This is a genomic window from Peribacillus sp. NPDC058075, from assembly GCF_042885195.1.
Classification (GTDB): domain Bacteria; phylum Bacillota; class Bacilli; order Bacillales; family DSM-1321; genus Peribacillus.
Map to the genome: position 1 here is coordinate 2,381,988 of NZ_JBHVSL010000001.1, position 14,263 is coordinate 2,396,250.

General features: G+C 38.1%; 11 protein-coding genes. All 11 read right to left on the reverse strand.

Annotation, left to right across the window (positions count from 1 at the left end; translation table 11 throughout):
• Positions 1–570: 570 nt before the first annotated feature.
• Complete coding sequence (locus ACFVS1_RS11835; protein ID WP_387547528.1) at positions 571–1,347, reverse strand: IclR family transcriptional regulator; 777 nt, start codon at positions 1,345–1,347, stop codon at positions 571–573.
• Between the two features lie 72 nt (positions 1,348–1,419).
• Positions 1,420–2,199, reverse strand: coding sequence for a fumarylacetoacetate hydrolase family protein (locus tag ACFVS1_RS11840; protein ID WP_387547531.1), 780 nt, complete (start codon positions 2,197–2,199; stop codon positions 1,420–1,422).
• 16 nt (positions 2,200–2,215) lie between these two features.
• Positions 2,216–3,412: an NAD(P)-dependent malic enzyme gene (locus ACFVS1_RS11845; RefSeq protein ID WP_387547534.1), complete on the reverse strand. Its 1,197-nt coding sequence runs from the start codon at positions 3,410–3,412 to the stop codon at positions 2,216–2,218.
• Between the two features lie 186 nt (positions 3,413–3,598).
• Positions 3,599–5,779 carry a malate synthase G gene (locus ACFVS1_RS11850; protein ID WP_387547537.1) on the reverse strand — a complete coding sequence of 727 codons (2,181 nt, stop codon included), beginning with the start codon at positions 5,777–5,779 and terminating at the stop codon, positions 3,599–3,601.
• A 294-nt stretch (positions 5,780–6,073) separates the two neighbouring features.
• Positions 6,074–7,540, reverse strand: coding sequence for an FAD-linked oxidase C-terminal domain-containing protein (locus ACFVS1_RS11855; RefSeq protein WP_387547540.1), 1,467 nt, complete (start codon positions 7,538–7,540; stop codon positions 6,074–6,076).
• Positions 7,541–8,899: a (Fe-S)-binding protein gene (locus ACFVS1_RS11860; protein ID WP_352920999.1), complete on the reverse strand. Its 1,359-nt coding sequence runs from the start codon at positions 8,897–8,899 to the stop codon at positions 7,541–7,543.
• Between the two features lie 2 nt (positions 8,900–8,901).
• Positions 8,902–10,230, reverse strand: a complete 1,329-nt coding sequence (locus tag ACFVS1_RS11865) for an FAD-binding oxidoreductase (protein WP_387547544.1) — start codon at positions 10,228–10,230, stop codon at positions 8,902–8,904.
• A gap of 72 nt (positions 10,231–10,302) precedes the next feature.
• Positions 10,303–10,989 carry a FadR/GntR family transcriptional regulator gene (locus ACFVS1_RS11870; protein WP_387547547.1) on the reverse strand — a complete coding sequence of 229 codons (687 nt, stop codon included), beginning with the start codon at positions 10,987–10,989 and terminating at the stop codon, positions 10,303–10,305.
• Positions 10,990–11,691: 702 nt separating this feature from the next.
• Positions 11,692–12,264: a DJ-1/PfpI family protein gene (locus ACFVS1_RS11875; RefSeq protein WP_336866263.1), complete on the reverse strand. Its 573-nt coding sequence runs from the start codon at positions 12,262–12,264 to the stop codon at positions 11,692–11,694.
• A gap of 54 nt (positions 12,265–12,318) precedes the next feature.
• The gene (locus ACFVS1_RS11880) at positions 12,319–13,032 is read right to left on the reverse strand and encodes an iron-sulfur cluster assembly protein (RefSeq protein ID WP_387547550.1); all 714 of its coding nucleotides are present in this window, start codon (positions 13,030–13,032) and stop codon (positions 12,319–12,321) included.
• Positions 13,033–13,107: 75 nt separating this feature from the next.
• Positions 13,108–14,133 (reverse strand): amidohydrolase family protein, encoded by a 1,026-nt coding sequence (locus ACFVS1_RS11885; RefSeq protein ID WP_048689574.1) that lies wholly within the window; start codon positions 14,131–14,133, stop codon positions 13,108–13,110.
• Positions 14,134–14,263: the final 130 nt, after the last annotated feature.

Below are 14,263 nucleotides of genomic sequence, written 5' to 3' on the forward strand. Positions count from 1 at the left end.
AAGTAACCGCTTACATATTTTTCATTAAAATATGCTACCATTCCTTCTGCTCTAATTTACAAGAAAGTGAAAAAAATGAATTCACTGAAAATATTCAAAATTCCGTGTTGTAAAGTCCGGATGTTTGTGATTTTATCTTGGTTGCGTAATGATAAAATCATTATGGTGCTTGTCCGGTAAAGGGCCTATAAATTGCCTTAAACCTTTAGTTACTAAAGGACATTGCGACTAGGGTGAGATATACAAAAAGAATCACGCTAGCAAATCTGCTGTCTTTTCTACATAATATTTCACTTAACACTTCAATCGGCATCATAACACTCTATAAGACAATTCCCCCTTTCTGTTTCGTATTAAGAAACAATGTTTCTAAAAGTTTGCGATAAAACTCCATTGTTATGTAACTATATAAGTAGTTGTTCTATAACAAACACTAATCCTATTTCAATTATACAAATTATTGGTAAAATTTTAATATTTTTAGAATATTTTAAAAATAAAGTTCACAAAAAAAAATTTGCCCGATATATCTTTTTTTCAAAAAAATCGGGCAAATTTTTATAGTCGTTTTCAAGTAGTTCTACTTTCAAATCCAAGCCTTGTCGAAATTTTTTTTCCAATTTGAATCATTTGTAACTGTAGGAGATCGATCCGCTGATCAGTCATGCGCATTGTTGGACCAGATATGCTGACAGCAGCAATGACTTTCCCCGAATGATCGAAAATAGGAACGGCAATACATGTAATTCCGTATTCATTTTCTTCTAGATCCAATGCATAGCCTTTAATTCTAACCTGAGAGAGTTCTTGAAGGAAATCATCTTTATTCGTAATCGTTTTGTCAGTATGCCTTGGCATTCCCTTTTGCTCAAGAATGTTAAGCACGACATTAGATGGCAAATAAGCAAGAATTGCTTTGCCGACTGAGGTGCAATGCATGGGTGCTCGTTTTCCAACTTTAGAGTGCATTCGCAGCGTTTCGTTTCCTTCTAGCTTTTCTATATACACCACTTCACCTTGGTCATAAACAACTAGATGGATAACCTCATTTGTGGTATTCTCCAGTTCTTGCAAGTATTGCCTTGCTTCCGATCTCAAATCAATTGATTCCAGCAATTTGGAACTAACCTCTAAAAACTTATATCCCAGCTTATAACGTTCCGTTTCACTATCTTGCTCAATATACCCATACTGCACTAATGTTGATAGTATCCGATAAACTGAGCTTTTATTTATATCTATTTGTTTGGAAATCTCTGTTACACCTAAGCCACCCTTTTTTAAACTCACAATAGTAATTATGTCTAATGCCCTGCTCACAGATTTCACCATATTCTCTCTGTCCAAAATTACTCACCTCTGTGCATCCATAATAGACTCATTATAGCACATAGTTTTCACCAGGCGTTTTAACCGTACCTAATACGCTCTTGCACCTTCTTTAGCAGTAACAAATGTATTTCGAAGATTTCCAATTTCCTTTATTTCACATTCTATAACGTCGCCAGCGCCGACCAACTCTGCTCCGACAGGACTACCTGTTAAAATTACATCTCCCGGTTTAAGTGTCATAACTTTTGTCAGATAGGAAACCATTCTGCGAATTGGAATAATCATCAGTTCAGTTGCACTGTTTTGTTTTTCAACATCGTTCAGTTTTGCTTTGACCTTTACATTAAAAGGATCAAGTACGGTTTCAATAACAGGACCTAATGGAGTGAACGTGTCAAATGATTTACCAATTGTCCAGTGGCCATCCTGGTGGAAAAACTGAGGTGCTGTTACGTCATTTCCAACTGTGTATCCAAAAACATAATCCAGTACGTCGGATTCAGGCACATTTTTTGCCTCTTTCCCGATGACAATCGCTAATTCGGATTCAAACTTTACTTCCTTGATACCCTCTGGAATGATAATTTCTTCTTCAGGTCCAATCACTGATGAAGTTGGCTTAAAGAAGAATACCGGAATTTCCGGGAGCTGTTCCGGAAGATCTTCCACATTTGAAACAAAGTTTGCACCGATACCAATGATTTGATTTGGTTCTAAGGGTGCAATAGACTTAACTTCACCCTGAGAAAATGTTTGGCCTGTATACTCCCAAGCACCAAAAATATCGCCCTTAATTACCCTTATTATTCCTTCTTCTTTAACACCTGTATGAATGGAAGAATTAGCTATAAACCTAGTAAACTTCATTGTTTTATTGCTCCTCTCAGACTTCTATTTCGGTTTTTTTTCTCGCAACACCAGACTGTATTGCTGCCTCTGCTACAGCATTGGCGACAGATTCTACTACTCGGTTGTCGAAAGCATTTGGTATTACATAATCATGTGTCAGTTCTTGCGGCTGAATTAAGTTTGCAATTGCATAAACCGCTGCCACTTTCATTTCTTCATTAATTTCAGAAGCGAACACCTGAAGTGCCCCTTTAAAAATTCCTGGAAACGCTAGTACATTATTTACTTGGTTAGGTAAATCTGAACGCCCTGTACCAACAACAGCTGCACCGGCTGCCCTTGCTTTATCCGGCATTATTTCGGGTACAGGGTTTGCCATTGCAAAAATAATGCTGTCTTTGTTCATAGACTGTACCATGGCGGTATTAACTGCATCAGCAGCTGAGACGCCAACAAAAACGTCAGTACCTTTTATAACATCCTCCAATGCACCGACCAGCCTGTTTTTATTAGTGATTTGAGCTATTTCTTCCTTCATCGGATTCATTCCATTTTCGCGACCTTTATAGATGGCTCCTTTTGTATCGCACAAAATGATATCCTGAACACCCATGTTGAGCAGCAATTTTGAAATTGCGATTCCTGCAGCACCTGCACCATTTACAACCACCTTAATTTCTTCAATCCGTTTATTTACGACTTTTAATCCGTTAATTAACCCTGCTGCTGTAACAATCGCAGTTCCATGCTGATCATCGTGAAAAACAGGAATGTTCATTTCCTTTTTCAATCTTTCCTCAATAATGAAACAATTCGGAGCTGAAATGTCTTCTAAATTTATTCCTCCAAAAGTAGGTTCCAAGGCTTTGATAATTGAAATAATTTCTTCTGCGTCGTTTGTATTTAGACAAATAGGAAATGCATCAATATCCGCAAATGCTTTAAATAATGCTGCCTTTCCTTCCATTACTGGCATCGATGCTGCTGCTCCGATATTTCCTAGCCCTAAAACAGCCGATCCATCTGAAACAACTCCTACAAGGTTCCCTTTAAGTGTGTATTGATAAATCTTTTCGGGATTTTGGAAGATTTCTTTACAAGGCTCAGCTACTCCCGGTGAATATACTAAACTTAAATCATTTGCGTTTTCTACAGCTACTTTTACATTTACATTTATTTTCCCTTTAGACCTCATATGAAGGTCTAGTGCATTTTCCCGAAGGTCTTTCATAGCTTCAACTCCTCCAATCTGTTTTCACCTTTTAATAATGAAAGTTAGTTGTTGAAACTGCAGTACTTTCAGGAATTCTGTAATCTCTCCATTTCAACAGAAAATAAGTTCTTCAATTAAATTAGCCATATACTCTTTACATTGTAGTTCGGGACATTCTAAAAAAATAGAATGTCCCCTAGTTGTTTATTGTTTTATAGCAAACTTTGCTTTTGCTTCAATGCGGCGACGATGCAAGATTGGTTCGGTGTAGCCACTTGGCTGATTATAACCTTCAAAAATCAGGTCACAGGCTGCTTGAAATGCCACCGAATCATCAAAATTCGCAGACATTGAGCGATATGCAGGGTCTCCAGCATTTTGTTCGTCGACTACTTTAGCCATACGCTGAAGCGTCTCTACCACTTGTTCCTTTGTTATGATACCGTGGTGTAGCCAGTTCGCCATGTGTTGGCTGGATATACGTAAGGTTGCACGATCTTCCATTAGTCCCACGTCGTTGATATCAGGTACTTTCGAGCAACCAACTCCCTGGTCCACCCAGCGAACAACATAACCTAGCATAGTTTGAGCATTGTTATCAATCTCTTCCTGTATTTCCTCCGGGCTCCAATCAGAATGTTTCGCAACTGGGAATTGTAAAATGTCATCCCTCAAGTCTCTAGATTCACTGATCTTTTCATTTTGTATCTTCGTTACATCAACTTGATGGTAGTGCAGTGCATGCAATGTAGCTGCAGTAGGTGATGGAACCCACGCCGTAGTTGCACCTGTTTTTACATGACCAATCTTTTGTTTTAACATCTCATTCATCAAGTCCGGCATAGCCCACATACCTTTTCCAATCTGGGCACGCCCCTGGAAGCCGCTTACAAGTCCTGTATGAACATTCGATTGTTCATAGGCTTGCAACCAAGTAGATGATTTCATTTCACTTTTTCGAATCATAGCTCCCGCTTCCATAGAGGTATGGATTTCATCACCAGTACGGTCTAAAAATCCGGTATTTATGAATACTACCCGTTCCTTAACTTCGCTTATGCATGCTTTTAAGTTTAAAGATGTGCGTCGCTCCTCATCCATAACACCAATTTTTAGAGTATTCCGTTTTAGACCGAGCAATTCCTCCACTTGATCAAATAGATGGTTGGCAAAAGCGACCTCTTCTGATCCATGCATTTTAGGTTTAACGATGTAAATAGATCCTTCAGATGAGTTTTGGTAAGGGCCGTTTCCTAAAAGAGTATGTTTTCCAAGAAGACTAGTGATGATTGCATCTAAAATTCCCTCTTGGATTTCCTCCCCATTTTGATCTAAGATTGCATTATTCGTCATTAAATGTCCTACATTACGAACAAACAAAAGTGAACGACCTGACAAAGACAATTTTTCTCCCGTAGGGGACAAATAAATGCGATTAGGATTAAGAGTTCTTGTCGTTGATTTATTGCCTTTTATGAAGGTAGCAGATAAATCTCCTTTCATTAATCCTAACCAGTTACGGTAAACCAGAACTTTATCCTCGGCATCTACCGCCGTAACTGAATCTTCACAGTCCATAATCGTCGTTACTGCTGCTTCTAAAAGAATATCTTTAACGCCAGCCTCGTCAGTTTTTCCAATTGGATGACTGAAATTGATTTGAATTTCAAAGTGAAGCCCATTATTTTTCAAAAGTACAGCACTTGGATCTTGTGGTTGTCCTTGATAGCCAGTTAATTTCGATTCGTCCTCAAGTCCTGTCGTTCCTCCATTCCGGAGTGCAACATTCAGCTTTCCAGACTCAATTGTGTATTTCACAGCATCTTTATGAGAAGCTTCCCTTAAAGGAGCTGCTTGGTCAAGAAACTCCCTTCCAAACTCAATAACCTTAGCACCACGAACTGGATTGTAGCCACCTTCTCGATGTGCACCATCTTCTTCACTGATTGCATCTGTACCGTAAAGTGCGTCATAAAGGCTTCCCCAGCGTGCGTTGGCGGCATTGATTGCATAACGAGCATTATTAACTGGAACAACCAGTTGCGGTCCAGCTTGGATAGCGACTTCGGCATCCACACCTTCAGTGGTGATCTTGAAGTCTTCAACCTCTGGTTCAAGATATCCAATTTCTTTTAAAAATGATTTATACTCTTCAAAATCAAAGTCATTATTATTTTTTCGATACCAAGCATTTATTTGATTTTGAATCTCTTCACGATGTGCCAATAATTCCTTATTTTTAGGGGTTAAATCATTGATCAAATCTTCTAAACCAGACCAAAACTGATCACGATCTACTTCACTACCTGGTAGAGCTTCTGAATTAATAAATTCATATAATTCCGTTGCAACTTGAAGATTCCCTGAATTAATATATTTTGTCATAATGAGTTCCTCCTTGAAAATCAACGTTTTGTTTTAGATAATTCTTCTCTGGAAAAAAGTAATTTGTTCTCTCTAGGATGTAATTTTCTTAAACACTCTGTTTTGTTTGTTATTACAAAACACTGTTTCTTAATCTGTGTATAAAAATGATAGCACGATACCTGATGTGAATTCAATTATTTTCATAATATTTTTACAATTTGTATTTACTTCTAAACTTTAGCAAAAGGGCTTTGCCACAAAATAAATTGGCTTCATCTATTGTATGGACTGCGCCTTACCAGACAAACATATTTAAGATATAGCAGCTGCCTCTTTTTCTTTTAAATCTCTTTTTATCTCAACACAGCGTCCCGGCATTGGGAATAATTTCCCTGCATTTAAAAGGTTATGAGGATTGAATACTTCTCGAATATCTGTTTGTGCAATAATCTCTTCATCAGAAAAGACGAAACGCATTTCCTCTATTTTTTCAATCCCCACTCCGTGTTCACCTGTAATCGTCCCCCCAACATCAGCACATGCTTTTAGGCAGGCACTACCAGCTGCCAGGGCCTTTTCGCTTTCCCCAGGGATTCTGGCATCGAAAAGAACAAGTGGATGTAAATTCCCATCACCCGCATGGAAAATATTAGCGATTCGCAAACCATATTCTTCGCTGATTCGATTGATTTTGTTTAATACCTCGGGCAATTTGCTTCGTGGAATGACACCGTCCTGTACTAAATAGTCCGGTGAAATGGCTCCCATGGCACCAAATCCTGTTTTACGATTGGCCCACCATCTACCTCTTTCGAGTTCATCCCGTGCTACCTTCACTTCAAGTACATTTCTGTACTTACACACTTCCAAAATGTGATTAATTTGCTCTTCAATACCTGCTGAGATTCCATCCACTTCAATGAGTAGGACAGCCTCAATATCACTTGGATGACCTACTGGAAAAGCAGCGGCCTCCACTCCCTCAATCGCTGTTTTATCCATCATTTCAAGGGCTGCAGGTACGATTCCTGCTGAAATTATATCAGACACGGCCTGACTTCCGTCCTCCACTTTATCAAAGTAAGCAAGAACAGTTTGTTTCGCTTCGGGTTTTTTCAATATACGAACAGTGATTTTCGTTACAATGCCTAATGTTCCTTCAGAACCTGTCAACAGACCGAGCAAATCATACCCAGGAGAATCAGGAATTCCATTTTCACCGATTTCTATAATTTCGCCGTTAGGCAGTACTACTTCCAGTCCTAGAATGTGATTCGTGGTTACCCCATATTTAAGACAGTGAGCCCCTCCAGCATTCTCTGCGACATTTCCGCCAATTGTACAACAATATTGGCTAGAAGGATCCGGAGCATAGTAATACCCTTTATCAGAGATAGAGTTCGTGAGTTTAAGGTTGATAAAACCAGGCTGTACAACAGCACGCCTATTTTCGAGATCAAGGCTTAATAGCTTCTTCATCCTGACCAGACTGATAATGACTTCTTCATTTAAAGGTATAGCACCGCCGCTTAATCCGGTTCCAGCGCCACGGGCTAGGAACGGCAGATTATTTTCGGAACAGTATTTAACTAGTTTGGCTACTTCCTGAGTATCTTTTGGAAACACAACCGCTTTAGGTAAGTGTCTATGAAGCGTAAATCCATCGCTATCATAGGCAAGCAGATCCTCTTTGTGAAATAGAATTGAATTGGCATCGCCAACAATAGCCTCTAAATTCTTTATATGCCGATCATTCGATTTTATTTTTTTCCTTGCCATTTACTGTCCCCCCTTTAATTCATCCTCTTTTTGATAAGCCCAATCCAGAAGCTGAATTGTATGGACGACTTTTTGATTTCTACCATACTTCTGTACCCCCATTGCCATCTGAAGCATACATCCTGGGTTACCCATTGAAATCATCTCAACATCGCCTGGCACATTCTGCATTTTGCTTTCTAGCACGGCACCGGCCATTTCTGGATTAGTGATGTTATATATACCTGCACTCCCACAGCAGCGATCTGCGTTTGGCATATGTACCATTTCAACTCCTGGAATACTGACAAGGAGGTCTCTCGGTTCCTGGCGAATCCCTTGACCATGTGCTAAATGGCATGCGTCATGATATGTGATACGAGTGTTCAATTCAGCTTTTGGTATTTCATAGCCTGTTTCATGAATATATTTAGAGACGTCCTCGACCTTCGCGGAAAATTCTTCAGCTTTATCATGCCATTCAGGCTCTTCACGAAACAATTCTGCATATTCCTGAAGCATACAGCCGCATCCTGCTGCGTTAACGATGACTTTATCAGCATCCTTAAACGCTTCGATATTCTGTTTCGCCAGCTTTCTTCCAGTTTCACGGTCACCGGCATGAACATGTAAGGCTCCACAGCAAGTTTGGTTTTGCGGAATTGTCACATCATTTCCGTTTCGTGTTAAAACATTAATCGTGGACTGATTAATATCACTGAACATAACGTCCATCACGCAACCTGTCATAAACGCCACTTCTGCTTTCGTTTCTCCTATTGCCTTGATCACTTTTTGATTTTTGTATTTTTTGCGTACAGGCTCTTTAATTTCAGGCATAATTGCTTCCATCTCAATTAAATGCTGTGGCATGATATTCATTAACCCTGTTTTGCGAACCACTTTTTGCAATCCGCTCTTTTGATAGAACTTTAATAAACTCCCCACTGTATTCATTCGGTTTTGATGCGGGAACATTCCTTCAAGTACTATTCTACTTACTTTCCCTTTCACTCCTGTCAATGGAATTGCCTGTCGAATTTGTCCGCGAGCCTCTTCAATTAATCCTCCGACATCTACATTCGCCGGACAAGCAGTGGTACATGCACGACAGTCAAGACAAGCAAAAACAGGATCCATGAATTGCTCGTTCACCTCAAGCTTTCCTTCTGCTACTGATTTGATAAGATGAACACGCCCACGGGGAGAATGCTGTTCCTGGCCTGTCAGCTCATATGTTGGGCACGATTCCAAACACATACCACAATGTACGCAATCTGCCCATTTGTTTTCATCAGGCTTATCGCTCCATAGATAGTTGCTTAAGCTATTAGATGTACAAGATGGATCTTGCTTTATATCCACTTCTCTCAGACTCACTATTAAATCCCCCCCACGAATCTTTTATTATTAAGTACTCTATTCGGATCGATCTTTGTTTTAATTCCTTCTAACAAGAAGAAATGTGATGGTTTTTCACCCCATACATCAATTTGCTGACGAAGCTTTAAAGGCAGATGTTTCACAATCACATAACCACCCAATGCTTCGACGGATTTTCTGAGCTTTAATATTACCTGTGTTAGGTCTTCGTCGTCAGTTCCCCTTAAATTAACCTGGCATATTCCATGACCTAGTCCACCATGCGCTTCTACTGTAAGAGTACTAGAGTGATGTAAAATGTGGCTTTCTTTAATGACCTTCAAAACATCTAGGTTAACAACGCCTATTTTCAATGCCGCTTCTATCTGATTTCCTCTAGCAAGTGCTGCTCCATTTGGAGAAATCGAATAAAATTTGTCCCAAAAAGCTTGAGCCTCATTTTGTGAAAGCACTGTCATTTTTGCGTTGGAAGGTTGGATGTTCTTTACAAAATCCTCCTGGTAATGAACAGAGCTCTCCACATCTTCAAATGAAATTGCTAAGGTATAAACGTTTTGACCCATTAACCTTTCCGATAAAGCTGGATTTAGCAGTTCCAAAGCGATTGGTTCCATCACTGAATCCAACAACTTAACAACTAGTGACCGAACTTCTTCGAGATTTCCATCGGGAAACACTAACAGTCCAAGGCTTTCGTACTTTGGCATTGGTCTAAGCTTCAAAGTCACTTCAGATAAAATACCAAGTGTACCCATCGATCCTATAAAAAGTTTGTTCATATCGTACCCAGCCACATTCTTTACTACATTTCCCCCAGCTCTTATGATATTGCCATCCGGGTAAACCAAGCGAAGTCCTATTACCACATCTCTGGAAGAGCCATAACCCAATCTTTTGGGACCGCTTTCATTTGAAGCGATGATTCCGCCAATTGTCGCATCTTCAGGCCATACAGGGTCCAACGAAACCATCTGATTATGCTGTGCCAAATATTCTTGCAATTCTTTAAATGAAGTACCTGCTTTAACCGTTAATGTCATATCTCCTACAGTATGTTTGACAATTCCTTTATATTTCGATAATGAGAGTAAGATATCAGCTGTTTCAATCAATCCTCCAAAACCTCTCTTGGTTCCGCCTCCTACCACCGTTATTTTTTTCCCTTTTTCGTTTGCATACTTTAAAATACTTGCTATTTCTCCCTCTGTTTTCGGGTAAACCGATACCTGACCACCATTCCCAAGTGGATGGCTTTGGTTTTCCTCATCAACTATTTGCACTTCAGGTAAAAATGACTTTAAATCTGATAGAAGATCTGCTACGATCAATACCTACGCCTCCCTTTTGTTTCGCAATAACAAACATCGTTTCTGTAATGTTGCAAAAAAACATTTTAAACTTCATACCTTTTGTAAAATATTGTTTTGTAAAAGTTCTTCAACATAATGTAAGTGGTTAATCATCGACTGATTAGCTTTTATAGGGTGCCCCATCTTTATTGATTCATAGATTTTATCATGTTGTTCATCAATCGTCTTTACGATGCTCTCATTCTCTTGAATATACCTGTGAAAATCAATCATTGCCTTCTTCATGGTGGTTGAAATGGTTTGCACTAATTGGATCAGGCTTTTATTTCCTGTCGCATTAGCAATCGCCATATGAAAGTGGTAGTCCGATTCCCAGCCATTGATGCAAAGGTTTGAAAGGATTTCTTCCATACGTACCAAATCTTGTACCGACCGATTGGAAGCAGCCATTTCCGCAATACCGGTCTCTAATATTTTCCTGACTTGAAATAAGTCACTTATGTCTTCACAGCTGGGGATTAACATATGGTTGGTAAACAATTTTGTGGAATCAAATTCGCAAATGTATGTACCTTCCCCTTGTTTCACGTAAACAGTACCTTTTCCTTTAAGTGTAGTGATTGCATCTCGGACAGCTGAACGTCCAACACCGAATAAATCACATAATTCCCTAACGGAAGGTAGCTTTTCACCTGACTGGAATTTGCCAGACTCAATCATCTTCTCTATTTCTTCTTCGACTGTTTCCGACACTTTCTTGGTGAATATTTTCCCCACATTTACACACCCACCCTCTATCTTTTCAGACATCACATATCCGATAAGTTATATTATTACATTTATTAAAACACTTTCCAATATATATTTCAACAAAAAAATTAGAATTTAACAAATAATCAAAAAATTATTTATTATAGATTATTGTAGACATATACCTTTTTTAAAGTTTATTTCTAATTCCAGAGATTTATTTGGAGAAGGTTTTTGAAAAAGAACGCCATGCAATTCATTTGTGGAAATCAGATGTATTTGGAGAGTATATAATAGAAGAAACTCGTCATATTTAGAGGAGTTTTTGCTGAATTTTGGGCTCAATTAAATGGCGCTCTTTTAAAAGATCCATATCGATAATGGTTTAAGGATTGAAGATATGAAAAATTGTCCAGATAAAAAAAAGATATTTTCCCTCATATCTGTATGTTCAAAACAAAATAGGATTTCAATTATATCATTTTTTAATATATACTCACTAAGGAATTTGAGCCATGATAATTTTATCAATGAAAAACTTCTTGAACATCTAATAACCAGTTTATAAAATGAATGTAATGATAAATTCAAAAAGATAACAAATTCTGCCATAAATATTGTCCAATATAAAAAGGATTGCCAGTGGCAACCCATTTTTCTCAATATTAGTATTCTCACCCATATTGGCCTGAAAATAATGGAAGAAATGTTTCAGTCCTTTTGACTTATTTAAACTGAAGCTTCTTTTTTAACATTTAGCAATTTAAAGAATTCTTTCATAAAACCTGGGAGATCTGGCCAAGCATGTCCTGACACGATATTGCCATCAACATGAAGCATTTCTTCCACGTATGTAGCTCCTGCAGCTTCTATTTCGGGTCTACATGCCGTATAAGCTGTCATCTCCCTGCCCTTTATATATTCTCTTATCGTTGTTAATACCAGTTGTCCGTGACAGATAACTCCAAGTGGTTTATTTTCTATTAAAAAATGGGCGGTTATATCTTGTACTTTTTTATTCATACGAATATATTCAGGAGCACGGCCCCCCGGAATAATAAGTGCGTCATAATCAGTAGGGTCAATCTCATCAACCGAGGCATGAGATTCAATTTTATAACCCCATTTTTCTGTAAACGTTTCCATTTCGGGCAAAAAATCATGAACAACTGTCTGGAGACTTTTTTTCACAGGCGAGGCAATTGTGCAATTAATATTTTCTTCTATACATCTATAATATGGATAAAATACTTCCAATGCCTCTACAGCATCACCAGTTATAATAAGAACGTTTTTACTCATTTTTCATCACATTCCTTTTCTGAAATTTTTTAAAATTCATAAGCATCCTTAAAATTATATTTTCGTCAATGTACTTTCATCAGCGGAAGGCAGATTATATCGAGCCTCTAATAAACCGCGACAATAATGAGCATTAAACTCCATATTCATTCGTGATCCTTTGGCACCTCGCAGATAATCAGCAAACCCTTCTTCAGTTATCACTTTATCTTCAGGAGTTGTTATAGCTAGTAGATTTAAGTGATTCGACGTTTTTTTCATTTCTAGGTATTTTTCTCTAAGTAACTTCCCTTCTAAAGATAAAGGCAGTTCATATAGCTCTTGGAGAGATAAACTGATGATTTCTTTCTTTGACATGCCATTTTGAAGTAAATATCTTATAAGTTTCTCTTGCCTTGCATAGAAAGCTTTTATCTGGAAAGTCTTACGTAATTCATCAAGATCTCCATCAGATAAACTACTAAAGGATTCACTAAAGGATTTACCTGAAGTTGCTCCTTGGTTGATTTCATCCGAAGCACAATGATCTAATAAAGTTACTTTAACTTCATTTACCCAGTCTAATTCAGCCACATATTTCAGTATATCTTCGGCCATGATATAGGCGAAGTTAGGTGAACACCAGTAAGTTGGTAATCGAAAAACTACTTCTACATCATTTTCTTTTATTACCGTGTGATCGATAAATCCTAATTCAGTTAAAGGCTGATCCAATTCTGGATCATAAACTTTATCAAGCATGCTATAAACCTGTTTTTCTTTGTTCATAAAGTTCGATGCACCTCTCTTTTTCAATGATTGAGGCAAAACTTTAACATGACTCAACTAGTCTATTGATTGAGATTAAACCATTATATGTGAAGCTAATTCGCATTTTTGCAACTTCGCTTTTTGAGCCTCGATATCAATATTATAGAGTCTGGCTGCATTACCACCTAGAATTTTCTTTTTTACATTCAAATCAAAAGTTACGCCTGTTTCCTGTTGGATATCTTCAGGAAGCTCAAAATCTACGAATTTTTCGATAAGCCATTTTGGTTCCCATATTCCATAATCACTCCCGAAAAGGATGCGATCCTCATCCAGCCAGTACAATAACTCACTTATGATTTCTGCAAAATAACGAGGACGTTGATGGATAAGTGATATGGCTACAGCTAATCCCCCGTATACATTTTTCTCTTGTGTTGCAATCCAACAAAAATCTTCCAGTCTAGGCAACCCAACATGCTCTACGATAAAATTCAGTTCTGGAAAAGTACTTGCAGCATCATCAACGTCAGCAACATCAAAAGCGTCGCGATTAAGCGGTGTGACCGTTGGACCTTTATGGATATGAATATTTTTTATTCCCAGATCAAGGCATTTTTGCAGATAACGCTGAGACCACGGATCAGACAGCTTATACCCTTTAGAATCGCCATACCAATCAGCTGTATAAAGTTTTATACCTTGCCAACCGTATTTCAATTTCATCGCTTCTAGATTTTCTAACCCGCGCTCACCATGTCGAGGATCAAGCGTCCCATTACATATAAAACGATTTGGATATTTTTTTGAAAGGGCATCATTCACATCAAAATCTCCAAACCCGTTTTTGTAAAACTCCTTAAGATATACCGGTTGAAAAATAGCCATATCAGCATATCCTTTTACAATGACATCCTGTACCAACGTTTCAGAGCCATATTTCTCAAATTTTTCCCTTGGCCAAAAATATTCTTCAGGACTCAAGTTCTTATGATAATCATAGAAACAACTAATAAACTGTTCACCATGTATGTTTAGCTGGTTTTCCTTGCTTCCATCCCAAATTGCCACATGAGAATCAATAACAAAAATTTCTTCCCCGCTTTTCGTTTTATACAACATTATCACCCCTTCAAGTTTCGCCTTTCTCTTTACTTCATTGCAAATACTGTGCCAAAACTTCCTTCTTTACTATCAAAAATTAGTAAAGGTTTCTTTAATACAAGCAAGAGTGCCTCTATTCCGATAT

Excerpts from the sequence above, each read along its gene's own strand:
- ACFVS1_RS11840 (WP_387547531.1), bottom strand. The coding sequence starts at position 2,199 with ATGAAGTTTACTAGGTTTATAGCTAATTCTTCCATTCATACAGGTGTT.
- ACFVS1_RS11880 (WP_387547550.1), bottom strand. The coding sequence starts at position 13,032 with ATGAACAAAGAAAAACAGGTTTATAGCATGCTTGATAAAGTTTATGAT.
- ACFVS1_RS11875 (WP_336866263.1), bottom strand. The coding sequence starts at position 12,264 with ATGAGTAAAAACGTTCTTATTATAACTGGTGATGCTGTAGAGGCATTG.
- ACFVS1_RS11855 (WP_387547540.1), bottom strand. The coding sequence starts at position 7,540 with ATGGCAAGGAAAAAAATAAAATCGAATGATCGGCATATAAAGAATTTA.
- ACFVS1_RS11845 (WP_387547534.1), bottom strand. The coding sequence starts at position 3,412 with ATGAAAGACCTTCGGGAAAATGCACTAGACCTTCATATGAGGTCTAAA.
- ACFVS1_RS11850 (WP_387547537.1), bottom strand. The coding sequence starts at position 5,779 with ATGACAAAATATATTAATTCAGGGAATCTTCAAGTTGCAACGGAATTA.